This is a genomic window from Vibrio sp. Y176 (assembly GCF_033438945.1).
Window position 1 is genome coordinate 296,200 of the sequence record NZ_JAWOQS010000003.1, and the last position, 25,346, is coordinate 321,545.

The 25,346-nt window shown below is 44.7% G+C and carries 19 protein-coding genes; 13 read left to right on the forward strand and 6 right to left on the reverse strand.

The window, feature by feature from the left end; all coding sequences use genetic code 11:
• Nucleotides 1-25 precede the first annotated feature (25 nt).
• The 3 genes from hutU to R7O13_RS09715 all read left to right on the forward strand — a co-directional run bounded on the left by hutU (nucleotide 26) and on the right by R7O13_RS09715 (nucleotide 4,331).
• On the forward strand, nucleotides 26-1,723 hold the full coding sequence (gene hutU / locus R7O13_RS09705) for a urocanate hydratase (RefSeq protein ID WP_318303711.1): 1,698 nt from the start codon (nucleotides 26-28) through the stop codon (nucleotides 1,721-1,723).
• Between the two features lie 11 nt (nucleotides 1,724-1,734).
• A complete protein-coding gene (gene hutH / locus R7O13_RS09710) occupies nucleotides 1,735-3,270 on the forward strand; it encodes a histidine ammonia-lyase (RefSeq protein WP_017821814.1) in 1,536 nt (511 codons plus the stop codon).
• A gap of 335 nt (nucleotides 3,271-3,605) precedes the next feature.
• Complete coding sequence (locus R7O13_RS09715) at nucleotides 3,606-4,331, forward strand: DUF3581 domain-containing protein (protein ID WP_017821813.1); 726 nt, start codon at nucleotides 3,606-3,608, stop codon at nucleotides 4,329-4,331.
• A 110-nt stretch (nucleotides 4,332-4,441) separates the two neighbouring features.
• Here R7O13_RS09715 and R7O13_RS09720 read toward each other — a convergent pair whose 3' ends face one another.
• Together R7O13_RS09720 and R7O13_RS09725 are read right to left on the reverse strand one after the other, a co-directional pair.
• The gene (locus R7O13_RS09720) at nucleotides 4,442-4,903 is read right to left on the reverse strand and encodes an isoprenylcysteine carboxylmethyltransferase family protein (protein WP_318303712.1); all 462 of its coding nucleotides are present in this window, start codon (nucleotides 4,901-4,903) and stop codon (nucleotides 4,442-4,444) included.
• Nucleotides 4,904-4,976: 73 nt separating this feature from the next.
• Nucleotides 4,977-8,012 carry an FAD-binding and (Fe-S)-binding domain-containing protein gene (locus R7O13_RS09725; protein ID WP_318303713.1) on the reverse strand — a complete coding sequence of 1,012 codons (3,036 nt, stop codon included), beginning with the start codon at nucleotides 8,010-8,012 and terminating at the stop codon, nucleotides 4,977-4,979.
• A gap of 263 nt (nucleotides 8,013-8,275) precedes the next feature.
• Between R7O13_RS09725 and R7O13_RS09730 the strand changes: the two genes are divergently transcribed.
• The 7 genes from R7O13_RS09730 to R7O13_RS09760 all read left to right on the forward strand — a co-directional run bounded on the left by R7O13_RS09730 (nucleotide 8,276) and on the right by R7O13_RS09760 (nucleotide 14,260).
• The gene (locus tag R7O13_RS09730) at nucleotides 8,276-8,956 is read left to right on the forward strand and encodes a DUF3334 family protein (RefSeq protein WP_005388843.1); all 681 of its coding nucleotides are present in this window, start codon (nucleotides 8,276-8,278) and stop codon (nucleotides 8,954-8,956) included.
• Nucleotides 8,957-9,164: 208 nt separating this feature from the next.
• The gene (locus tag R7O13_RS09735; protein ID WP_005377954.1) at nucleotides 9,165-9,860 is read left to right on the forward strand and encodes a DUF2786 domain-containing protein; all 696 of its coding nucleotides are present in this window, start codon (nucleotides 9,165-9,167) and stop codon (nucleotides 9,858-9,860) included.
• A gap of 217 nt (nucleotides 9,861-10,077) precedes the next feature.
• Nucleotides 10,078-10,737 (forward strand): OmpA family protein, encoded by a 660-nt coding sequence (locus R7O13_RS09740; RefSeq protein WP_005377956.1) that lies wholly within the window; start codon nucleotides 10,078-10,080, stop codon nucleotides 10,735-10,737.
• 76 nt (nucleotides 10,738-10,813) lie between these two features.
• Nucleotides 10,814-11,788 (forward strand): J domain-containing protein, encoded by a 975-nt coding sequence (locus R7O13_RS09745; RefSeq protein WP_154204668.1) that lies wholly within the window; start codon nucleotides 10,814-10,816, stop codon nucleotides 11,786-11,788.
• Between the two features lie 177 nt (nucleotides 11,789-11,965).
• Complete coding sequence (locus R7O13_RS09750) at nucleotides 11,966-12,148, forward strand: hypothetical protein (protein WP_005377960.1); 183 nt, start codon at nucleotides 11,966-11,968, stop codon at nucleotides 12,146-12,148.
• A 411-nt stretch (nucleotides 12,149-12,559) separates the two neighbouring features.
• The gene (locus tag R7O13_RS09755; RefSeq protein WP_130546007.1) at nucleotides 12,560-12,952 is read left to right on the forward strand and encodes a SulA-like leucine-rich domain-containing protein; all 393 of its coding nucleotides are present in this window, start codon (nucleotides 12,560-12,562) and stop codon (nucleotides 12,950-12,952) included.
• A 204-nt stretch (nucleotides 12,953-13,156) separates the two neighbouring features.
• On the forward strand, nucleotides 13,157-14,260 hold the full coding sequence (locus R7O13_RS09760; protein WP_318303715.1) for a phosphoribosylaminoimidazolesuccinocarboxamide synthase: 1,104 nt from the start codon (nucleotides 13,157-13,159) through the stop codon (nucleotides 14,258-14,260).
• 78 nt (nucleotides 14,261-14,338) lie between these two features.
• Here R7O13_RS09760 and R7O13_RS09765 read toward each other — a convergent pair whose 3' ends face one another.
• The 3 genes from R7O13_RS09765 to R7O13_RS09775 all read right to left on the reverse strand — a co-directional run bounded on the left by R7O13_RS09765 (nucleotide 14,339) and on the right by R7O13_RS09775 (nucleotide 19,361).
• Entirely contained in the window at nucleotides 14,339-16,012 is a 1,674-nt protein-coding gene (locus R7O13_RS09765) for an alkaline phosphatase D family protein (protein WP_170890572.1), read from the reverse strand.
• A gap of 328 nt (nucleotides 16,013-16,340) precedes the next feature.
• Nucleotides 16,341-16,718 carry a hypothetical protein gene (locus tag R7O13_RS09770; protein ID WP_005377965.1) on the reverse strand — a complete coding sequence of 126 codons (378 nt, stop codon included), beginning with the start codon at nucleotides 16,716-16,718 and terminating at the stop codon, nucleotides 16,341-16,343.
• Nucleotides 16,719-17,006: 288 nt separating this feature from the next.
• Nucleotides 17,007-19,361: a helicase-related protein gene (locus R7O13_RS09775; protein ID WP_318303861.1), complete on the reverse strand. Its 2,355-nt coding sequence runs from the start codon at nucleotides 19,359-19,361 to the stop codon at nucleotides 17,007-17,009.
• A 213-nt stretch (nucleotides 19,362-19,574) separates the two neighbouring features.
• On the opposite strand from R7O13_RS09775, the gene R7O13_RS09780 reads away from it, so the two are divergent.
• The 3 genes from R7O13_RS09780 to R7O13_RS09790 all read left to right on the forward strand — a co-directional run bounded on the left by R7O13_RS09780 (nucleotide 19,575) and on the right by R7O13_RS09790 (nucleotide 23,742).
• On the forward strand, nucleotides 19,575-21,263 hold the full coding sequence (locus R7O13_RS09780) for an NAD-dependent malic enzyme (protein ID WP_318303717.1): 1,689 nt from the start codon (nucleotides 19,575-19,577) through the stop codon (nucleotides 21,261-21,263).
• Between the two features lie 154 nt (nucleotides 21,264-21,417).
• Nucleotides 21,418-22,152 (forward strand): vancomycin high temperature exclusion protein, encoded by a 735-nt coding sequence (locus R7O13_RS09785; RefSeq protein ID WP_137281882.1) that lies wholly within the window; start codon nucleotides 21,418-21,420, stop codon nucleotides 22,150-22,152.
• Nucleotides 22,153-22,371: 219 nt separating this feature from the next.
• Nucleotides 22,372-23,742, forward strand: a complete 1,371-nt coding sequence (locus R7O13_RS09790) for an SLC13 family permease (protein WP_130546003.1) — start codon at nucleotides 22,372-22,374, stop codon at nucleotides 23,740-23,742.
• Nucleotides 23,743-23,885: 143 nt separating this feature from the next.
• Here the strand turns inward: R7O13_RS09790 and R7O13_RS09795 are convergent, their stop codons facing one another.
• Nucleotides 23,886-25,223 carry a GGDEF domain-containing protein gene (locus R7O13_RS09795; protein ID WP_318303719.1) on the reverse strand — a complete coding sequence of 446 codons (1,338 nt, stop codon included), beginning with the start codon at nucleotides 25,221-25,223 and terminating at the stop codon, nucleotides 23,886-23,888.
• Nucleotides 25,224-25,346 lie beyond the last annotated feature (123 nt).

Sequence of the window (25,346 nt, forward strand, 5' to 3'; positions counted from 1 at the left end):
TCACGAGAAACTAAAGGAGTCTGAAATGAAACAGCGCCAGGGACAAGATCCACGACTTGATACAAGCAGAACAATTCGTGCACCTCACGGAGATAAACTGCGCGCAAAATCTTGGCTAACCGAAGCCCCTCTTCGTATGCTGATGAACAACCTTGATCCTGATGTTGCAGAACATCCACATTCACTGGTTGTATATGGCGGCATTGGCCGAGCAGCGCGAAACTGGGAATGTTACGACAAGATTGTTGAAGTACTTGAAAGACTCGAAGATGACCAAACGCTTTTAGTTCAATCAGGCAAGCCTGTTGGTGTTTTCCCTACTCATAAAAATGCTCCACGCGTGCTTATCGCAAACTCAAACCTTGTTCCGCATTGGGCAAACTGGGAACACTTCAACGAGCTCGATAAACAAGGCTTGATGATGTACGGCCAAATGACCGCTGGCAGCTGGATATACATTGGCTCGCAAGGTATCGTACAAGGCACATACGAAACGTTCGTATCTGTTGCAAAAAAACACTTTGGCGGCGAAGCAAAGGGCCGTTGGATTCTAACAGGTGGTCTTGGTGGCATGGGTGGTGCTCAACCTCTCGCTGGTACAATGGCGGGCTTCTCCATGATTGCAGTAGAGTGTGATGAATCACGTATCGATTACCGCCTACGTACAGGCTATGTCGATAAGAAAGCGACTTCTTTAGATGAAGCGCTAGCTATCATTAAAGAGTCAGACACACCAGTATCGGTTGGTCTACTAGGTAATGCAGCAGACGTTTTCTCTGAGCTGGTAGAACGTAATATCACGCCTGATGTCGTAACAGACCAAACGTCTGCACACGACCCGCTCAATGGCTATTTACCACAAGGCTGGAGCATGTCTCACGCAGCAGAAATGCGTTTGCAAGATGAAGCAATGGTCGTAAAAGCAGCGAAAAAATCCATGGCTGTGCAAGTTCAAGCGATGTTAGAGCTGCAAAATCGCGGCGCCGCAACACTCGACTACGGTAACAACATCCGCCAGATGGCCTTGGAAGAAGGCGTAGAAAACGCATTCGATTTTCCTGGCTTCGTTCCAGCCTACATTCGTCCTCTATTCTGTGAAGGTATCGGTCCTTTCCGTTGGGCTGCTCTCTCTGGCGATCCTGAGGACATTTATAAAACCGACCAAAAAGTAAAAGAGCTAATTCCAGATAATCCGCACTTACATAACTGGCTAGATATGGCTCGCGAACGCATCCAGTTCCAAGGTTTACCTGCGCGTATTTGCTGGGTTGGTCTTAAAGATCGTGAGCGTCTTGGTCAAGCATTCAACGAAATGGTGAAAAATGGCGAACTTAAAGCGCCCGTTGTCATTGGTCGAGATCACTTAGATTCTGGCTCTGTAGCAAGCCCTAACCGTGAAACCGAAGGTATGATGGACGGTTCTGACGCCGTATCAGACTGGCCATTATTAAACGCGCTACTCAACACGGCGGGCGGCGCAACTTGGGTTTCATTACACCACGGTGGTGGCGTAGGTATGGGCTTCTCGCAACACTCAGGTATGGTTATCTGCTGTGACGGCAGTGAAGATGCCTCAGAACGTATTGCCCGCGTGCTGCATAACGACCCAGCAACAGGCGTGATGCGTCATGCTGATGCGGGATACGATATCGCTAAACAATGTGCAGCAGAGCAAGGGCTAGATTTGCCAATGCTCAACGAAGAACTGAAGAAGCTCAAGTAAGGATGAAAGAGATGTTAAATTTAACGCTAAAGCCAGGTCATATTAGCTTAAACGAACTACGCCAAGTGAGCCGTTCACCAGTCAACCTTACTTTGGATCCTGAAGCCATTCCGGCCATTGAAGAAAGCACACAGGTCGTAGACCGAGTCATCGCGGAAGATAGAACGGTTTACGGAATTAACACTGGTTTTGGGCTATTGGCTAACACACGAATAGCACCAGAAGATTTAGAAACACTGCAACGCAGTATCGTTCTTTCTCATGCGGCAGGTATCGGTGAGTTTATGTCAGATGAAACGGTTCGTCTGATGATGGTATTAAAAATCAATAGTCTGTCTCGTGGCTTTTCTGGGATTCGCCTAAAAGTCATTAATATGCTGACCGACCTAGTCAACGCACAAGTTTACCCTTGCGTACCTAAAAAGGGCTCTGTTGGCGCATCAGGTGACTTAGCTCCTCTAGCCCATATGAGCACTGTATTACTGGGAGAAGGACAAGCTCGCCACAACGGTAAAATCATTTCCGGGCAAGAAGCATTAAAAATCGCAGGTCTAGAGCCTATCACTCTGGCGCCAAAAGAAGGCTTAGCGCTACTAAATGGGACTCAGGCATCCACAGCGTTCGCATTGGAAGGCCTGTTTATCGCGGAAGACCTTTTCGCGTCAGCAACCGTTTGTGGTGCAATGTCTGTTGAAGCCGCTCTCGGCAGCCGACGTCCATTCGATCCGCGCATTCACCGTGTACGTGGTCATCGCAGCCAAATGGACGCAGCACTCGCATACCGTCATTTGTTAGACACATCGAGTGAAATAGGTGATTCGCACACTAATTGTGAAAAAGTACAAGACCCGTATTCTTTGCGCTGTCAGCCTCAAGTGATGGGTGCGTGTTTACAGCAAATCCGCAATGCGGCGGAAGTATTACAAGTAGAAGCGAACTCCGTATCAGATAATCCGTTGGTGTTTGCTGAAGATGGTGACATCATCTCTGGCGGTAACTTCCACGCGGAGCCGGTTGCAATGGCAGCCGACAACCTAGCACTTGCGATTGCCGAGATCGGCAGCTTGTCTGAACGTCGTATGGCATTACTTATCGATAGCGCGCTATCAAAACTGCCACCGTTCTTAGTCGACAATGGTGGTGTGAACTCTGGTTTCATGATTGCACAGGTTACCTCTGCTGCGTTAGCAAGTGAAAACAAAACACTCGCTCACCCAGCGTCAGTAGACAGCTTGCCAACATCTGCAAACCAAGAAGATCACGTGTCAATGGCAACATTCGCGGCTCGCAGATTGAAAGAAATGGGCGAAAACACTCGCGGTATTCTGGCTGTCGAATACCTCTCAGCAGCACAAGGCCTAGACTTTAGAGCGCCAAACAAGTCCTCTGAGCGTATTGAGATTGCGAAACAAATGTTGCGTGAAAAAGTATCGTTCTACGATAAAGATCGCTACTTTGCTCCAGACATTGAACAGGCAAATACTCTGCTTAAGCTGGCTATTCACAACACGCTCATGCCAGAGAGCTTGTTACCAAGTGTTCAATAACCAAGCATAACTGGCATTTCATCGAATAAACAGATAATGACTTGAAGGCTCTACGTTCAGCGTGGAGCCTTTTTACATACGATTAAACATGTTGATGGCACTATTTATGAACGCCTGTCTACTTTGATGGCTATACTTTAAAAGATAGGCGAGCGAAAAGGTCGTTGTTTATTGTTTTCACAAATAAAAGCGTTGCTAAAGTATGCGTTTTTAACGGTTTATCCGCCGAAATAGTGTCTTATTGTTAGGATACGGTGAAGTTTTCACTGGATGGACCATTGCTACGCAGATATTCGCATATAATCCCACACAGTTTTGGTTACTACGTAAAAATTATGTTTCTAACACCTTATTTTTCAAACACTAATCACCAGTTTCAGTTCACTCGCGAACAAGCAAGCCACTTTGCAAAACGTGTCGCAGGTGACTACAACCCAATTCATGATGAAGACAACAAACGCTTTTGTGTCCCTGGAGATTTACTTTTCGCTGTGCTTCTTAGTAAAGAAGGCGTTAGCCAAAAGATGCGTTTTAACTTCTCTGGCATGGTAAACGATGGTGTAGCACTTCATATTGAAAATAAGTGTGACAAAGAAAGCGCTGTTGTTGACGAGGCAGGTAAAGAATACTTACACATGTCCCGTGAAGGTGAAACTAACCACGATCCGGCATTTATTGAGCATGTAGTGACAAATTACGTGCAATTTTCTGGTATGAACTTCCCTCACATCATGGTTCCTCTTATGGAAGAGAAGCAAATGATGATCAACTGCCAGCGTCCATTAGTTATTTATGAAAGCATGGAAGTCGAATTTTCACGCTTAGACCTTACGCATCCAGAGGTTGATTTCACTGGCGCAACATTCGACGTAGAAGGAAAACGAGGTGTAGTCACCTTAAACTTTGCGTTCAAAGAAGACGGTGAAGTCGTTGGTAAAGGTATTAAGCGCATGGTTGCAAGTGGCTTGAAGCCATATGACCAAGAAGCGGTTGACGACCTTGTACGCCGCTTTAATGAACGTAAGGATGCATTCCTAGCAAAGTTCGTTAAGGCAGCCTAGTCGACTGCCCTATCAGAAGCGCACAAAAAACGTGTTTACTAAAAGAAAGCCCAACGTCGACCGTTGGGCTTTCTTTTTATGTCTCATCCAAACAAAACTAAACGCAATGCTTAGAGCCAACGACGAACATGGTTTTTATAATCCACATACTCTTCACCAAACAATCGCTCTAAAACGCGTTCCTCAGGCTTGATTTGAAACCGATTCATATAACTGACAAATATCACGCCACAAAGCACCACACTCAAGTGCTGCCACCACAAACCAGTTGCTATGATTAGAAGCAATAATGCCGTGTACATAGGGTTGCGTGAAAAGGCAAACACACCAGTTATTACAACAGAAGATGCCGCTTCAGGTTTTACTGGGTTCACTGTGGTTTTTACTTTGCGAAATTCATACACACCAGCAATGCCCATGTAACCAGACAACAAAGTTAATACACCTACTACAAATTCAACAAAGGGTACTCGAATGTTCATGCTCGGCGTCAAAACTTTAAGTCCGTACATCAAAAGTATGACTAACAAAAACACCGCAACAGGTGGGACTTTGAGTTCAAGTTTTCTCAAGATTCATATCCTTTGAAAGGGTCTAAGTACGGTTTCTAAAAAGCCCAGTAAAACTGGGCTTGATTTAGTCCGATTACAACAAAGTTAACAATGCCTGAACGGGATGCTTGGGCTTCGTTCCTTCAAAGCGTTTCACTTGGCTGCGGCAAGAATAGCCTGTAATCAAACATCTCTCGCTATCCAACTTATCTAAGCTTGGCTTCCAGCTTAAATTGTAAATGTCTTTCGACATCGACAACTTATCAACCTCATGACCAAACGTACCCGCCATACCACAACAACCAACAGGTACCGTATTCAAAACTGCACCAAAGTGAGCAAAAATAGCGCCCCACTCTTTTTCCGCATTTGGCATTTTGGTTTTTTCAGTACAGTGCGCAAACAGATACCAAGGTTCCTGCGCCTTATGCTCTCCGCTTTCAAACGCTTCTAGTCTTGGGTAAAGCCATTCGTGGGCTGTTAGTACATCGAAATTACCTCGCTTACTGCCAAGCACTTCAGCGTATTCATCTCGATAACACAGCACCAAAGCAGGATCGACGCCAACTAATGGGATATCCAAATCCGCTACCATCGCCAAGAACTTCGCTGTGTCGGCTGCTGTGTCCTTAAACTGACGTAAAAAACCTTTAATGTGTTGTGCTTTACCATTCGGCTTAAACGGCAGAAGTACCGGATGCATACCCAGCTTTTTCAATAACTTAACGAAGTCTTCAACGACATCAGCGTCGTAGTAGCTAGTGAATGGGTCTTGAACAATTAAAACATGCTTGCTCTTTTCAGACGAAGACAAACCACTGAGCGCTTGCAGATCATAAGGCGTTGTCAGCGACTCTACTCGTTGTTTCAAGGTGGGTACTGATAACAACGGCGCATCGACATACCCGACCGTAGATGCCGTTAAACTTTTCACCCACGACTGCTTCAAAACACCATTTACGACACCTGGCGCTTTTGCCATCATCGGCAGCATAGTCTCAATGTTCGCAACCAGATAGTCTTTTGCAGGACGTTGATAACGAGAGTGATAGATGTTTAAAAAGCGTGAGCGAAAGCTCGGAACATCGACTTTAATCGGACACTGACTCGCACACGCTTTACACGCCAAACAACCATTCATCGCTTCATACACTTCGTGAGAGAAGTCATACTCGTGACGACGATTGATAGCATGACGTACGCGGTCAATCATGGTTTTGATTGATGTTTTGTTTTCTAGTGTTTGCTTTTCTAAGTCAAGAATATCAATGCCTTGCTCAGTAAGCTGACGCAACCACTCGCGAACCAAACCCGCACGACCTTTCGGTGAATGACGACGATCGGCTGTTACTTTCATCGATGGACACATTGGCGAGCTGGTATCATAGTTAAAACACAAACCGTTACCGTTACATTCCATCGCTTGTTTAAAGCTGTCACGTACTTGAACGTCAATCTGACGGTCATAGTAACCACGTTTGGTATCGGTAACTTTGACAAGCTCTGCATCACTATCCAGCGGTGTACAGATTTTGCCCGGGTTCATTTTGTTGTGTGGATCGAATGCCGCTTTCACACGTCTCAGTTCAGTAAACAACTCGTCGCCGAAAAACTCAGGGCCATATTCTGAACGGAAACCTTTGCCGTGTTCACCCCACATCAAACCGCCGTATTTCGCCACCAGCTTGACCACTTCATCAGAAACTTCGTGCATCAATGCTTCTTGGTGCGGGTCACACAAATCCAACGCAGGACGTACGTGAAGCACCCCAGCATCGACGTGACCAAACATGCCGTAATTCAGAGACTTGCTGTCTAACAGTTCTCGAAACTCTACAATGAAGTCCGCCAGGTTTTCTGGTGGCACACAGGTATCTTCAGCGAATGCGACCGGTTTAGCACGACCTTTTGCTGCGCCTAACAAACCCACCGCTTTTTTACGCATGTTGTAAATACGCCCAATGCTAGCTACATCGTTACAAACTTGGTAGCCGATAATGCCCGCTTCTTCTGTTTCCAACATGGTATCGAGCTTGGCGGTCAATGCTGCAACCTGAGCAGCAACTTCCTCTTCGTCCTGACCTGCGTATTCCACCATATTGATGCCAAGCATCTCTTTATTTGGAACATCGGTAAGTAAATCGCCCACGGTGTGCCAAACGATATCTTGCTTCGCGAGATTAAGCACTTTCGAGTCAACGGTTTCTACAGATAGCGCTTTCGCTTCGACCATCAACGGTGCATTACGCAGCGCAGAGTCAAAGCTGTTGTATTTAACGTTAACCAAAGTGCGCGCTTTCGGAATTGGCGTCAGGTTAAGCTTTGCTTCGGTAATAAATGCCAATGAACCTTCAGCGCCGCACAGTACTCGTGTGATATCGAAACGGTCACCGTCTTCATTCAAGGCATTTTTTAAATCGTAGCCCGTTAAAAAGCGGTTAAGAGGAGGAAACTTATCTACGATCTGCTGGCGTTTTTCACGACATACGGATTCCGTTACACGTAGCGCCTTGGCAGCAAACTCGTCTTCTTTTGGGTAGCCGTTGGACAGGTCTGATTCTAAAACTGAGCCATCAGCAAACACCGCTTGTAGCGACAAAACATGATCGGATGTTTTTCCGTATTTCAGAGAACCTTGACCAGAAGCATCGGTGTTGACCATGCCGCCAATCGTTGCACGGTTACTGGTAGATAAGTCTGGAGAGAAGAAGTAGCCATAAGGGCGAACAGCGTCATTTAACTGGTCTTTCACTACACCAGTTTGTACACGAACCCAGCCTTCTTTCTCATTAATCTCAAGCACTTTGTTCATGTGGCGAGACATATCCACCACAATACCTTTGGTTAGCGACTGACCATTGGTCCCTGTGCCACCACCACGAGGTGAAAAGGTAATTCGTTCGTACTTTTCTTTATTGCTCAGTTTCCCGAGGAGAGAAACATCTTCTGTCGTTTTGGGATGAACGACAGACTGAGGAAGTTGCTGGTAAACACTGTTGTCAGTGGCAACCGCTAGTCGGCTTGAATATTGGCTTTCGATATCACCAGTGAATCCGGCGTGCTCAAGCTCTTTCAGAAAACTAAGAACAAGAGGATCGACATCAGTTTGCGAGTGTAATCTTGGTAACATTTGCTTCCTGCCCCTACGACGCTGATCCGATCAGCTGCGGGTTGTGTAATTATTTGCTCACTTCTCATACAAATTGGCGCTAAGCGAAAAAAAACACCACAAAAGAGTTAGTGAAGTAATATTCTTTGAATTTCGTCACTTTACAACATTTAAAAAGACGAGCAAATCAGAATCTCGATACAATAATTAAACTTATGCTTTATTTTTTCACGCTTGATGCCTTACATTGGGGAACGAATCGCGTTTCTAGATGAGTTTTCAGAATGAAAAAAAATAAAATTGTGACCACTGAAGATATCCTTCTCAAACTTTGCCAGTCTGTTTCTGGCGTACTTACTTCGGCGACATCTTCTCAAGTAAATTATTCAGCAATGGTGCAAAAAATCCACAAGACTAGCCTCAAACCAGATTTTGGCTGTTTTGTTCTGTTTGATGGCGGATTTACCGGGCTAGTTGTGATTAATTTTACGGCAAAAGCCGCACTGGAGATCTACACCAACTACATGCGTAATATGGGCATGCCAGAAGAAGAACTGGCAATATCTCATACTTCTGACGAGGTAGGCGATGTTCTGGGTGAACTCATGAATCAACTGGTCGGAGACTTCACTAATAAAATTCGTAAAGACCTGCAAACGAACATCACACAAAACCAACCAAAAATGCTGGCGCTGAATAAGCAAGTTATCTTACAAGTTGATACCAACCTTGACCGCCCTCAAGCTCGCAGAGTGACGTTCTCCACCGAAAACAACAATATTTTCTATCTCGAACTAGCAATGGATAAAACTGAGTTCATCCAACTGGAAGAGTTTGAAGTTGCTGAAGACGAAAACCCAGACGACATTTTAGAGGCAACACGTAAACAGTTGGCTGAGAAAGAATCTAAATCGTCGGGATCAAACGATGATGCCGATGACTTGCTCAACCAGCTCGGGTTGTAATTCTAACGAATCTTAATGAAGAATGGCTTCTTAGACACAAGTACGACTTCATACTGATTACGACGAACTAAAACGCCAGCCTCGCTTAATGCGAGGCTTCTTTTTATGTGCTGAAATTATCTTCAGTCCCACCTTGTATTTCGTTTTTATGTCAAAAAAGGTAATATGTCTGACTTCATAAATTTTCTGCTTTCGTTACTGGTTGTCGATGGATAAACAAAAAGCTCTGAAAAAAATCGCCAAGTGCTTAGAACTGGGCAATTCCGCTAATGTTAATGAGGCTGCCAATGCTATCAAAATGGCACATCGCCTCATGCTTAAATATGGTCTCGATAAAGACGATATTGAGTTCATCAGAATGGGAAAAACACAATCTTCTCATTTGCTACCAGCGAACATCAGTTCTACCATATTGCGAGTGATTCGCGGCATTAACACAAAATTCGGTGTCGAAGCAGTATTGTTGAATCACAAAGGGCTCAAACGTGTCGAATTTATCGGTGAAGCAGATCGCGCTATTTTTGCTGCATTTGCTTTCGATATTGTTTATCGCGAGATGAACGAAAGTACCGGACAATTCCGAAACAGCTTTGCTGGCACCGGCACCTCTTCTCAGGAAGTGACTCGCCGTGTGAACTCATTTGTATCTGGCTGGGTGGAAGGCGCGATTGAAAAATTGCCAATTATTTCTCCAGATGAAGAGTCGGCCAATAAAATTAATGACTATATTGATAAAGAATTCCAAAACATTGACCGCGAAACGTTCAAGAAGCAATTGAAAGAAGCGATGAAAAACCTAACTGAAGACTACGAAGTGGGCTTAAAGAAAGGTAGAAAGGTTTCAGTTAACCGTGGAGTGGGCGGCGAACAAGCACGCAAAATGTTGGGCGATTCATCGAAATAGCCAGAATAGTAAAGGATTCACATAAGCACCCATGACTTCGATGTCTATAGGGCTTACTTTGAGAGCTTTGGCAGTATTGATAGGAATTTTCTTACAGAAACTCTTATCAATCTTACTTTCTCATAACAAATATTAATGCTTGTTTATTCATAATTCGCATCCCATTATGAGGCATGGTTTCGCCTCAGTTTTATACGGAGATTTTCCCTTGAAAAAGATGCCTATTGCACTAGCTCTAGTGCTAGCTCTTACTGGCTGTCAAGCCACTCAACGCCAAAATGCAACAACGGGTGAATACGAAACTAACTCAACCACGCAAGGCGCGCTTATTGGTGCGATCGCTGGCGCAGCAATCGGCCTAGCAACGGGTGATGATGCTAAAGAACGTCGTCAGCATGCACTCATTGGTGCAGCCGCAGGCGGAGCGACTGGCGCTGGCGTTGGTTACTACTTTGACCAACAAGAAGCGGAATTACGTCGCGCGTTGCTAAACTCTGGCGTACAAGTTCAGCGTGTTGGTGAAAATCAGCTTTTACTGCGTATGGAAAACGGTATCGGCTTCTCTTCAAGCTCTTACCAACTTGATGCTAGTATCCATAATACTCTACGCGGTGTTGCTCGCATCCTAGTTGAGTACCCAGATACCAGTCTCGTTATTGATGGTTACACGGATAGCACAGGCAGTGAGTCATACAACCAAACGTTGTCAGAGCGCCGTGCAGAGTCCGTACGTCAATTCCTAGTATCTCAAAACGTTGCACCTGGTCGTGCAATTGCACGCGGCTACGGCGAACGTAACCCAATTTGCTCAAACCAAACTTCTGAAGGTCGTGCGTGCAACCGTCGTGTTGAAATCCAGATCTTGCCACTGAAGTAATTTGGTTGCACCATAACGGTAATAATAAAAAATTACCGGAGCAGGCCTAACCATTATCGTTAGGCCTGACATATTAATGTCTGTCAAAACGTCTGCCCTACTCTGCTTATTTAGCCTCAGCTTTTCTGGCTACTCACTTGCCTCTCAAGCTCCAAATGACCCCATCGAACAATACGAGTACGCACAACAATTATTGGCATCAAACGAAGCTGAAGCCTCACCAGAAACGCGCTACTGGCTAGAGCAATCCGCCAACCAAGGCTACCTCCCTGCACAAAAACAGCTCGCGAACGACTTTGCTAAAGGGATAAATGGCGAAAAAAATGAAACACAAGCGTTATATTGGCTAACCTCTATCGCACTCAATGACCCAACCGATCGTGGCTTTCTTCTCGCCGATTTTATTCAGCGCAATCCAGATAAGGTCACAACTGCTCAATTGACTGAAGCCTTGTATCAAATGGCTTCTCAGCATAATCCAGCAGCAGAACAAGCTTATAATCAACTGCTAGAGCTGCGCTTCAACCAACTGCGAGCTAAACAAGTCTCGCAAATAAAGTCGCTCGATAAAAAGGCGGAGCAAACACAAGAAGAGAAAAGCACAGTTGCAACCCCCAAAGTAGAACACTCGCCGTTTCTATGGCTGATTTGGCTAGCGGCGATACTCATCATCAGCGGCTTAAGTTTTCTCGTAATCAAGAAACTTAAGCAGAATAGAAAAGCGTGTGAAGTCAAAGAGGAAAGCCAAAATCAACGAATGGCGGAAAAAATAAAAGAGCTAGAGTTTACGAACAAGCAACTGAAGCGTCAGTTAGAGAAAGTATTCAGAGAATTTAAGAAATCCAAAACTCAGACAGAAAACCACAAGCTAAGCGTCGCGTGTGCTATGTTTGGCTACACACCACAAACCATCCCTGATTTACAGGCAATCAAGCTACGCTATAGACAGTTATCAAAGCTTTATCATCCTGACACAAGGGGCAGTGAAGAAGAAATGAAGCGACTCAATCATGCCTTTAAGCTCGTTTCACAAAATGTTACAAAACAGTAAAAATAGGTCAGGATACTTTGGCTGCCATGCTTTTATTCCCATATAATCAAACACCGCAATCGATCTCCCTCTCAAAGAAATTAACAGACATTTAACTTAAGTCTCGCTTTTATGCCATAATGCCCGGCGCAAAATAACACCTAACGACTCAAATTAATCTAGGTGGGGAGAAAATCAATGTTCACTGAAGAAGGCACCTGTGATTGGTGTAAAAAACCTAGTCTTGTAACTCGTCACGATTATTTAGATGGCAAGCACCATTACTCATGTAAAGCTTGTTACGACATGGCAAAAATCGACGTGCGCCTATTTAATCAAGGCGAATTGCAAATGCGCGAACGCTTGCAACGAGCGAGCTAAGCAAGACGGAATCAATGGAACTGATTTTCAAAGGCGCCTTTTAAGGCGCTTTTTTGATCGGCCAAGCCTATTTCCAATTTCTATCTCGTATTCCCTCCTATCCTACATAGCACGTCGCATCGGTTATCAGCCCTCTCTTACTGTATACAAACCACTGTCCATGAAACAACACCTGTATATACAGTAGTAAACCCCTGTATGTATCTCGTCCAGTTTTCTACTCACCTCACATTTTTAAATTGATGTTAGACATATCAAAAATGAAAAACAACCACATAAATTCAATTACTTAGAATCAAATCCTTTTATTTCCTTCTCAAAAAACCGCAAATAACTTTTGAGAAACTGGTTGATCAGGTCACCAAAACAAACTACTGTATACACATACAGCATGTATAAAGGAACAGTAAGATGCAGTTACAAAGTCAATCTCATACATACTCTCGTTACAACGTATTGGCACAAGCAACTAAGCCCATGGCCGTTTCGGATCAGCTTCTATCTAAGCTGGCTGTTTTATCGCAGCAGAAACAATGGATTTTGTTTACAGCAGACTGCCCTCGTCCAGACTTTGAACAACTCACTGCTTCTAATATTTGCTGTAAAAACATCATTCAGATGAAGCCGTCTCAACAGCTTTCTGAAGTGGAAATCGTGATTAAAGCTATTCAGTCTGGTAACGCTAGCGCTGTCGTCGCATCGAACAAGATTGCCCTAATGAATCAATCAATGCTTCGCGATATTGCTCAACGTTATCAGTGTGAAGTCTTTTTCGTCGAAGGCAGAGTTAATAAGTACCACTAACAAGATCGACGTTATCCATCCTGCATCTCGCCTCCTTTTTAAGGGGGCATTTTTTTGTATTAAAGAAAACAGGCAAACGTTTGCTTTTTCTCTGGCGAGTTAAAATAGTTCTGGTATGATGCCCACATTCGATTTATTCAGCGCCCACATTTTGCTGAATATCTTCTCTTTCTGACGTTTGATTAAGATGATAGGAATGTCGCAATGAGCCTTGCTAATCAAGTACTTGCCGTCAATGACGACCTGCCAATTCGCACCCATAAACCCGTTCATAGTGGAAAAGTTCGTTCAGTTTACTGGTTAACTGAAGAAGACAGCGCCCGACTGATCAAAGAAAAAGGATACAATGTCGCTCCAGATGCGCCTTTGGCTATCATGGTGATTAGCGACCGAATCTCTGCATTCGATTGTATTTGGCATGCTGAAGATGGTCTTAATGGTGTTCCGGGTAAAGGGGCTGCGCTTAATGCGATTTCTAATCACTGGTTCAAACTGTTCAAAGAAAATGGCTTAGCAGATAGCCATATTCTAGACATTCCTCACCCATTTGTTTGGATTGTACAAAAAGCCAAACCGGTAAAAATCGAAGCCATCTGCCGCAAATACATCACGGGTTCGATGTGGCGCGCTTACGCAAATGGCGAGCGGGAGTTTTGTGGAATCCAACTTCCTGAAGGGTTAGGAAAAGACAAAGCACTGCCAGAGTTGCTAATGACCCCATCCACAAAAGGTATTCTAAAAGGCATTCCCGGTGTGCCAGAAGCGGATGACGTGAATATTACTCGTCAAAACATCGTAGACAACTACGAAGCATTTAACTTCTCACGCGCTGACGATATCGCACTCTACGAAAAACTGCTGAAAGACGGCTTTAACGTTATCAGCCAAGCATTAGAAGCAATTGACCAAATCTTTGTCGATACCAAATTCGAATTTGGTTATGTTCATGATGCTGCTGGCAATGAAAAGCTGATTTACATGGATGAAGTGGGTACACCAGACTCATCTCGTATATGGGATGCTAAAGAGTACCAAGCAGGTCACATCGTAGAGAACTCAAAAGAAGGTTTCCGCCAGTTCCTACTTAACCACTTCCCTGACCCAGATATCTTGCTAAATAAAGAACGTATGCCAGAGCGTGAAGCACTCGCTCGTGATAATGCTTTACCCGTCGAATCTTTGATGGCGATTTCGAGCACCTACATTGGTATTGCCGAGAAGATTACAGGCAAGCCGATTCATTTGAGTGAGAATCCGAAAGCGGAAATCATCGAGGTTCTGAGCAAAGAATACGGATTGATTGACTAGCACTGTCGCTAGATTGCTAAATGCTTTCCAATAAAAAGTCCGCACTAGCTTGCGGACTTTTTTCGTATTAGGCTCAGTTTAGCCGATATTTAACGTAGTGCCATCTGTTGTAGAGGCTGACTTGGTCGTCACCTGATATGTTTTGTCTTTAATCGTTGATACGAAATACCAGGTCGACTCTGCCTTGTCGGGCGTAAAAGTAACGCGCATAAAGCCACGCTGTTTGATGTCTGCCCACTGTAATTCTGACACTAAGTGCGGCAGCGTGTATTCCATTTGAGCGATCGCAACAGGGTCTAACGCGAGGTAGGCCTCTAACCCAGGGGAACTCACAGAGCTAGTCGCAAACTCTACCCCGATAGGATGCTTAGATATGTCTTTAAGCTCACTTGCCCATGCGTTGTGCGTATCTCCTGCCAAGCAGACAAAGTTACCACTGCTGGCTTTGGCCAGTTGATAAACTTTCTCTCGCTCAACGTAGTAACCATCCCATGCATCTAGGTTATATGGCAAAGCAATGGTATCTAAACTTGGGTCAGAGAGATAACCCGTAATCGCAGAGTTTACCGCTAATAACGCCTCTGTTTTTTGTTCTTCAGTGGCAGTAAACAATTGAAACATCGCGGTCATAACCGAACTTGGCAACTCCATACGAGACATTAACACTTGTTGCCCTAGCACATTCCAAGTTGCGTCGTGCGTACTGAACGCATCCATCAGCCAAGCGAGTTGGTCACCGCCTAACAGCTCTCGGTCTTGACTGCGCGACTGGGCAACTAAACCGCCAATAGCTTCCATCGTTGGTGAGCTGAGCGAGAAATAATCCAACGGTTTATCACGCCCCACAAGTCGCGTGTCGAGCATCATCAAATTGACTAAACTTCCAAACGAAAACTGACGGTAAATCAGCATGTTTGAGAAAGTGTTTTCACGAACGGGCAACCATTCTGTCCACGCGGCAGCCGCAGCTGCACGACGATCATTAAAGCGGCCTTCCTCTTCTTGATGGTTTTCCGCACCATTTTTCCAACTATCATTTGCAAGCTCATGGTCATCCCAGACTGCAATCATTGGTAGGCTCGCATGTAACGCTTGCAGATCAGCATCTTGGCGATATTGCGCATACCGTTTTCGGTAATCATCTAAGGTAATGCATTCAGTGCCTTTGCTTGGCTCTCGCCCTAGTGCCTCAGCATCTTCACTAGCGTAGCCACCAGCCCCATACTCATAAATGTAATCACCGAGATGAAGTACCACATCAAACGGTTCTTGCTCATGTTGATTTAAGATCTCTCGATACACATGGAAATAACCAGCAGGATAGTTTGCGCAAGAAACAACGGCCATGGATGCCTTTTCTACACCACCCTCTGGTAATGTTTGAGTTTGCCCGACTTCGCTAGTGACATCTCCAACCATGAATCGATAGTAGTAGCGAGAATTTGCGTTGAGGTTTTGAACATCGACTTTTACCGTGAAATCTCGGCTCGTGTCTGTGGCAAAAGTGCCACTTTGCACGATATCAGTAAAATTTTCGTTAGATGAAACTTGCCAGCTTACATCTGCGTAGCTCGCTGAGGTTGTAACACGAGTCCAAATGATTACTTGTGTTTGAGTAGGATCTCCACTCGCCACTCCGTGCTCAAAGGTAACCGCAACAGATTCACTAGCATCGCTACCACAGCCCACCAGCCCGGTAACAATCGCCGTTGAAGAGGCAGCTTTCATAAAGTCTCGACGAGACAAAGACATATTGACTTCCTTTCTTATTGTGTTTGTTTTTATGCCCAAATGACGTGGTGACTCAATCATCCTTGTGTGCCAATAAGGGACGTTAATTCGAACTTACAGACCAACCACTTAGTCGGTAATTTGTCCTAAAAACACAAAGTTAGAAGCTAGTTATGACAATTGCATTTCCAAACGTTACATTTTTGTTAATTTAAGTGCAAATACTCTATATTCATCACACTTCCAAGACCTGTGACAAAAACCTCAAAATAAAAAAGCGACCTACTTTGAGGTCGCTTTTCATTGCACTATTGTTAAGTGGTACATCGATGAAGTGGAAATGCTCAGCCTAAAACTTGATGTTAAGGACATCTTGTTCTGACGTATCCACCTTCAACTGACTGCGAGATTCTATATACTCGATTTGCTGAACATCGAGCGAATATGGCATAACGACTCGCAATTCATTGATCCCTTCATGTTTAGCTAGCTGAGTTAAGCGGACCAAATTGGATTCATCACTTTTACGAGAAGACATCGATTTTAATGCGGCATCCCACAACCGATCTTCAGGCTTGCTCAATTCCGCAATGTTCTGTTTCCACATCAAACCGAAAATAGGCGCTATGGTGGCAAATGCCTCTAAAAAGGTCCATTTTTTACTACCTGTCGCTCCTAAAAAGCTAGTGTAGTCGAATTCAATGCACGTCTTTCCTTGTTGATCCATTCTATGCCCCCGACACTCGAAAATGAGATATACCAAATATCGTTCAACTGTTTTGATATAGCAATGGGATATAAAACATTCGTCTTTTATGCCCTAATTTACATACAAAAGGAAATATTAAAACCAGCTTTGTAACAACTGATGTACAGCTTCGCCATATATAAGCATTCAATTGATTAATATTTCAATTAAGAAACTAAAAACAACACGCAAGTAACGCTATCAATATGAAATCATTATAGATTCACCAAGAAAATATCAATTCTTGTCACAACGTCATCCGCCGACCTACTTTACATCAATCACTCGACTGGCCTTTTTATACTGTATCTTCCAACCAGCCCAACGTGGCAGCTCCCAACGCTTCGGGTCCCCCTTACGGTTTCCCTCTCGATAAACGACCTGTACCAGCTTGCGAGACGCGTAATACTCAACATCCAGTTGGAGTTCTGGCAGCGAAAGTTCTAAAGGGTACTGCTCCGTGAAATCGTCGTATTCCCATTCTGGAACACCGTTAAATGTTAAATCTTCCGGTTCAAATAACGCCATATCATCGACATTTTCAACGCCTAATGTTTCCAACTGATCCTTTAACCAGCTAGAAAATGTCAAGGAGGCCAAGTCGTTAACCTCTTCTCCTTCGACATTAAGGCCCAATGCGTTGTAGAGTTTCCAGTGTTGGATTTGTTGTTTTCTTTGAGAAGCAAAACCTGGTAACAGTGTCTCGTCTTCTATCATTTCGACAATAGACTGAACAGCAACATCACCTTGTAACGCTTGGTGTTCAGAACAGACTGTTCGCCCGGCGTAGACCAAATGCATTGTTGCCCTTGGCGTCTCTTCTTCATAATTCGTCTCACCTTGTTGCCACTCCCCTAGCTCAAGTTCGCGTAATAACGTCAGCGGGATAGGCATCATAACCGATGCGAGGTTTAGTGTTTGCTTAACACCTCGTCCTGGCACGCTATGGCTATCTAGCACGATGGCCGCTTCTTCTTTATCAGGAAAGCGGCTGTTACGCCCAACCAGCATCTCGACTACGCCATTTCCTAGAGCATCCCTTCGACGAGCTCGTCGGACAAACACAAGCTCAGGGTGCAATGAGGCGATGGAGAAAAAGAGCGCTTCACGTTTATATCGAGAGGCAACGTCAAGCTCCGGCAATTCAAACACTTCTCGCATTTGTTTCGCTAAACCTTGTGCCTCTTCGAGCGCGCTAGCGTCAATGATAATGCCTGAGAGTTGCTCCCCTCGAACCAAACGGATCAGTAAAGAGGCATCACATCCGTATGGCTCCTCTTGAGATAGAAGCTCAGCAACTTCACCACTTTGTCGCTGATAGAGCTGCGCAGGCACAGATAAGGCGGCAGCCAAATCAATCATTGCTTCCTTCTCTGGCTTCGCTTGAATTCTGGTAACGAGATCGGCAAACAGTGCATCAATAGGTAGTGGATATACTTTTCTCCCGTGCTGCGTGACATTGCCATCCTCATCAATCGCTTCCATGGATAACAACGTCGAATGAGATGCCTCTAGCGACTTTGGGGGAATTGAGTCGAGAAAATCGAGTGTTGAGAGACGGTACCCACAACAAGCCGCTGCCAGCATGGGTTCGACGAGCTCTTCTCTGTGTAATTCTGGAGGTGTCACCAACTCTAAAGGCGCGTGCTCACCATATAGACGAATACAAGCCCCTTCGGTAACGCGACCTGCTCGCCCCATTCGCTGCGCGGCACTGGCCTTAGAAATGTTGGTTAATGTCAGTGCTGTACGTCCATTTCGTTGTACAGTTCTGCGCTCTAAACCAGTATCGATTACCACACGGATATTAGGAATGGTCAGAGAGGTTTCCGCGACGTTGGTTGCCAATACGACTTTCCGTTGCTTTTGTACCGTCAGCGCACGATGTCGTTCTTCATCACTGACCGAGGCATGAAGTTTAACCACCATGACAACACTGCTGCTTTGTAGCATCTGCGCGCATTGGGCGATCTCTTTACGTCCTGGGAGAAAAACAAGAATATCGCCATCTTCATCTTCCAGTGCTTCTTTTACCGATCCGACAACCTCCTGTTCACATCCCTTCTTGTTCGGTAAATAGCGGCTGTCTGTGGAACGATGTGTCACCGTGACTGGAAAGCAACGTCCCTCCGAACGCAGACGCTTAGCATTCAGGTAACGAGCAAGCTTTTCGCCTTCTAAGGTAGCAGAAGTGACGATCAATCGATGTTGATTTTCTTGCTTCAAAATGGCGGTTAATAGATCAATATCCCAGCGTCGCTCGTGAAATTCGTCCACTATCACGACATCAAAGTCTGCTAGCTTGTTTTCCGAAAACCAACGCAGTGCAACCCCCGGAGTCACAAATACAACTTCGGTTTTTTCATCAAAGTAGGCATGAAGCTTGATCGCGTAACCGACTTTGCGACCTATTGGCTCTCCAGATTGCTCCGCAAGAAATTCAGCCAGCGAGGTACAAGCAATTCGACGTGGTTCAATAACCAGAACGCGTCCGTGTTTTGCCGCCCACATGGGCAAGCGGGTAGATTTACCCGACCCGGTTTCGGCTTCCACCACAAGATGGTTAAGGCTTACATGATGGTCAAACTCAGCTTGCAGGCTGTCGATAGGTAGTTGAAACATAGAAATTGGATTTGATTTGATGATGCAAAACATTATACCCAAGTAAAAAAATCCTGCTTTAGGTATCTCTAAACAACCAATATTGCCGATATTTTCGTCGGTATCTGAATTTTTTTGCGACATTACATTGATGTGCATCAACGCATGTTTACAACTAAATAGTGAACCCGTTAAAATTTGGTGCGCATCCTTCAACCCTACATAAGGCACCCAATGAACAACGATAAACGCCCACTATATATTCCATATGCGGGTCCGGCTCTTTTAGCAACCCCTCTTTTGAACAAAGGCAGTGCATTCTCTGCTGAAGAACGTAGTTCATTCAACTTAGAAGGTCTGCTTCCAGAGTCGACCGAAACTATCCAAGAGCAGGTGGAACGTGCCTACCAGCAATACAAAAGTTTCGAAAGCGATATGGATAAACACATTTATCTGCGTAATATCCAAGACACCAACGAAACATTGTATTACCGCCTAGTGCAAAATCACATTTCTGAGATGATGCCTATCATCTACACGCCGACTGTTGGCGCAGCATGTGAAAACTTCTCTAACATTTACCGTCGTGGTCGTGGTCTGTTCATTTCATACCCAAACCGTGACCGTATTGACGACTTGCTGAACAACGCAGCAAACCACAACGTTAAAGTGATTGTTGTGACAGATGGCGAACGTATCCTTGGCTTGGGTGACCAAGGTATCGGCGGCATGGGTATTCCTATCGGTAAACTGTCACTATATACCGCGTGTGGTGGTATCAGCCCTGCTTACACGCTACCAATCGTGCTTGATGTGGGTACCAATAACCCGCAACGCTTAGCTGATCCGATGTACATGGGTTGGCGTCATCCTCGTATTACGGGTGCAGAATACGATGCATTTGTAGAAGAGTTTATCCAAGCGGTACAGCGCCGTTGGCCTGATGCTTTGATCCAGTTCGAAGACTTTGCTCAGAAAAATGCGATGCCTCTTCTTGAGCGTTACAAAGACCGCGTGTGTTGCTTCAATGATGATATTCAGGGTACTGCTGCTGTTACTGTTGGCTCTCTACTTGCAGCTTGTAAAGCAGCAGGAACTCAGCTTTCTAAACAACGTATTACCTTCCTAGGCGCAGGGTCTGCTGGTTGTGGTATCGCAGAAGCGATCATCGCACAAATGGTATCGGAAGGAATTTCTGACGAGCAAGCTCGCTCACAAGTTTACATGGTTGACCGTTGGGGTCTGTTACAAGAAGGCATGCCTAACCTTCTTGATTTCCAACAACGCTTGGTGCAAAAGCATACCAATACGAGAGAGTGGGAAAATGAAGGAAATGGCTTCTCACTACTCGATGTTATGCGTAACGCCAAGCCAACGGTATTAATTGGTGTTTCTGGTGCGCCTGGCCTATTTAGCCAAGAAGTCATCGAAGAAATGCATAAACACTGTAAGCGTCCGATTGTCTTCCCACTGTCGAACCCAACAAGCCGCGTGGAAGCGACACCGAACGACATCATTCGTTGGACAAATGGTGAAGCACTGGTTGCAACAGGTAGCCCATTTGAGCCAGTGGTTCATGAAGGTCGCACTTACCCTATTGCACAATGTAACAACAGCTACATCTTCCCAGGCATTGGCCTTGGTGTACTTGCTGTCAATGCAAAACGTGTCACTGACGAGATGCTAATGGAATCAAGCCGCGCGCTCGCAACATGTTCTCCTCTAGCAATCAACGGTCGTGGGGCACTACTTCCACCACTGGAAGAGATCCACTTAGTATCGAAAAAAATCGCATTTGCCGTTGGTAAAAAGGCAATTGAACAAGGTGTCGCATTAGAAATTACTGATGAAGCATTGAACGTGGCGATTGAACAGTCGTTCTGGCAACCTGTTTACCGCCGCTACAAACGCACTGCGTTCTAAGCTTGAGACAATTCGTTTAATAATTAGCCCCTACCATGTAGGGGCTTTTATTTTTTTATCATCCTAACCAGATTTTGGCATAAATGGGCTTCTCTCTTTTTGTTTCTATCAGATATGATGAGAACTACATTTTTAGTTAAGGATATAAAACGTTTTGTTGTTTTCTCGCATAAGATCAAAGTGGAAGCTGAAATTTTCCTGGAAGCGATTTGCTTTGATTTTGTCGATCTCTGCACTTAGTCTGCTTGTTTCTGTTATTGCCATCGACCGATGGGTGGTTTTACAAGCCAAACAGAGCATTTTCACTGAATACGAGCAAATCCCTCAACATGAGGTTGCCGTAGTTCTTGGTACCAGTAAATACATCGGAAAGATCCTCAACACTTACTACACTCATCGCATTAATGCGGCGATTGAGCTTTACAACCAAGGCAAAGTAAAACAGTTTTTATTGAGTGGTGATAACGCCCACCGTTCATACAACGAACCGTGGACAATGAAACGCGACTTACTTAAAGCAGGCGTGCCTGAAGAAGTGATTCACCTTGATTATGCTGGCTTTCGTACCTTAGATTCGATTGTACGAGCGAAAAAAATTTTTGCTTCGGAGCGATTTCTGATTGTGACTCAGCGCTTTCACTGTGAACGCGCACTGTTCATCGCTGATGCTTACAGCATTGATGCGCAGTGTCTCGCGGTAGCAGGGCCGACGGCCAACAAGCAAAAAACATCGATGCGTGTTCGAGAACTGCTAGCCCGTGTGAAAGCGTTTTTAGACCTGTACATTATCAATACGCAGCCTAAGTTTCTTGGCCCTCAAGAACCTATCGTTGCAGTAAAAGAGCCAAATAAAGCAGCTAACGAGCCTCTTCAAGTCCCCGTCGAATAGAGGAATAACGTGGCTCACAAGCCTAGTAACATTTCTATAAAACAAATGGGTAGTTTTCTACCCATTTCCAATTCTCAACATCACACTTTCTAATTTGCTCTACGATTCAGGCAAAACTCTTTTTCGCATTCAAAGTAACATTTCATCAATAAATAACTACAAGTCAGTTACTTTGCCATAAAAAAACCGACAAAAGGCAATGCAAAAGGAGCACTACCCATGACCGCACTCGCTGTGACATTGAAGAATTGGTTCTTCACTCGCAACAGCATGATTTTGAACGCGAATATCCTATTGTTCATTATCTTGTTTAATACCTTACCCTTTGAACCACAAGTAGTAACCGGCCTGAGCATCTTAGTTTTTGTTGCTATTTTGTGGCTAACCGAAGCGATTCACGTCAGCATTACCGCGCTGCTCATACCACTACTTGCGGTATTTTTGGGTGTGTTCAACACTCAAGCCGCACTGAATAACTTTTCCAACTCCATCATTTTTCTATTTTTGGGTGGTTTTGCACTAGCTGCGGCTCTGCATAAACAAAAGTTAGATCAAGCTATTGCAGATAAAGTACTATTGCTGGCGAGAGGCAAAATGTCTGTCGCTGTATTCATGCTATTTGGTGTGAGTGCTGGCCTGTCAATGTGGATTTCAAACACCGCCACCGCCGCGATGATGTTACCGCTTGTGCTGGGTGTGATGACAAAGCTAGACGCCAAGAAAAACCACAACACCTTTTTGTTTGTTCTACTCGGTATCGCTTACAGTGCTTCAATTGGTGGTATTGCAACACTGGTTGGTAGCCCACCAAACGCAATTGCAGCCGCTGAAGTTGGCCTAAGCTTCACTGAATGGATGAAGTTTGGTGTACCTATTTCCCTAGTATTAATGCCAATCGCTATCCTCGTATTGTACACGATGACTAAGCCTGACCTTAGCCACAAGTTTGACCTTGACCATCAACCAGTCGAATGGACAAACGGCAAAATGATTACGTTGGCGATTTTCTTACTGACCGTGACGTTGTGGATATTCAGTAAGCCTATTAACGCTATGCTGGGTGGCTTCGCGAAGTTCGATACTCTTGTAGCTATTGGCGCCATCCTTCTACTTGGTGCTTCTCGCGCCGTCGAGTGGAAAGATATTGAGAAAACAACCGACTGGGGTGTGTTAATCCTATTTGGTGGTGGTATCTGTCTGAGTAACGTCCTAAAAACAACCGGAACAAGCGTATTTTTGGCTCATAGCTTGTCAGGCTTCCTTGAGCAAGCCGGTATTCTCTTAACGATTCTTGCAGTGGTTGCTTTTGTTGTCTTCTTGACTGAGTTTGCGAGTAACACCGCCAGTGCTGCGCTACTTGTCCCTGTATTTGCGACCATTGCAGAAGCCTTAGGCATGTCTCCGGTTATTCTCTCTGCACTGATTGCCGTCGCTGCATCTTGTGCATTTATGTTACCAGTTGCAACACCTCCAAACGCGATTGTGTTCGGTACGGGTCATATCAAGCAAAAAGAAATGATGCGAATTGGTTTCGTATTAAACATTGCCTGTATTGCTGCACTAACGCTTTTCGCTTGGTTGTTCTGGTAAAAATAGCAAGTTCGATTAGCACTACACTGCTGCTCACGGTAATCGTATCGATAACCCAAACTTCCCCCCCTAAGTGGTGTTCAGCAGTTTCCCTCTTGGTGGCCAGTTGGCCACCTTTTTTCTTTCCTTTTAGTGAACGACTATCAGGCTTGCTTCTTTTCGCAAGCAAGTAAACCATAATGAGCTTCCACTCGGTTGCGACCATTGCGCTTCGCCTGATACAACACTTCGTCAGCTCTCGCCATGGTTTCTGAGACGCGTTCATTCTGCATTTGGGCAACGCCAATACTGCAAGTTAATGATTCACCGTGCACCCACAAATGATCCTCCACATTTTTGCGAATCATTTCTGCCTTCTCTAGCGCTTGTTCAATATTGGTATCAGGGCAAAATACGACAAACTCTTCGCCGCCCCAACGAACGAGTCGATCGTCTGAGTAAATAGAAGTCGCTACCACCATGACAAATTCGCGCAATATGTCATCCCCCATTTGGTGCCCAAATTTGTCGTTCACCTTTTTAAACTTATCCAAGTCCAAATAGAGAATACTGAAGGTGTTATGCCCCCAGCGAACCTGACGAGATTGTTGTTCCAGCCAGTGTTGCACAGCATATCGGTTCATCGCGCCCGTCAAAGCATCTCGATGCGCTAGCTCTGCAAACTCATAGTTTTGAGCTCGCAAAGTATCATTCACCTTTTCCAAATGACGGTGACGCTTTTGCGCTTTTTCATAAGCCACTCTATTTTTTCGTAACTCATGCAGTGAAAAAGCCAGTCCAAGCGCCATCCAAGAGAGTAATAATGCATACAACAATGTTTCTTGCGCAAGGTAAGCGCCTTCAAACTCAATTTTATCAATCACAATTCTATGTTTACCAAGTGCCGCACCAGACCCAGTTGCAATATCAATACGTGTGATGTTTGAAAATTCAGGTGCAGAGTGCTCAATCGCGACTCCGTTATCTGCTAACCACCAGGTCATCACCTGAAGATTTTTAATCGGAATTTCGACAATATCGCTCGAACCCGACGGAGAAAACTGCATGCCATTATATTTAATGGTGTACTCGTCGTCCGGCTTGGAATACTCAGAATTATAATTGCGAAGATACAAACGTAGGTCGTGGCTAGGGTTAGCCGCTATTCCTGCCTCTTCATATCGCACCTTCAATCGAATCGTATGGTAGTTGGAAAGGTCAATACCCTGTGTTGGCGTTGCTGAATCGGTATAAACCGAGATTCCGCAGTAAGGCCAAGCATACGAGCTCTGCTTTAGTTCACAGCTAAGAACTAGGCTTTGCCGATCGTATGTGATATCAGCCTCACTCACACCTCCTTCACTGGCATCTTTAGTTGCATAGATATTGAAATGCTCAGGTGTAATGGTCAGCTTTCGCGTATCGCCAAGCACACTATAAAGGGCAACCAAACTGATAGTGCAAATAGAAAGAGCAAAGATAAAGTTATGGATCCACTTCATGGGCAAGTGACCTGCTGAGATTATATGCAATACGTGAGGTTCAATAATTTCAAAAAATGAAATCAAGGTGATTTATCAAGAAATAAAATCACTTTCTCATTCAATTCTTAGTTTCGACACATA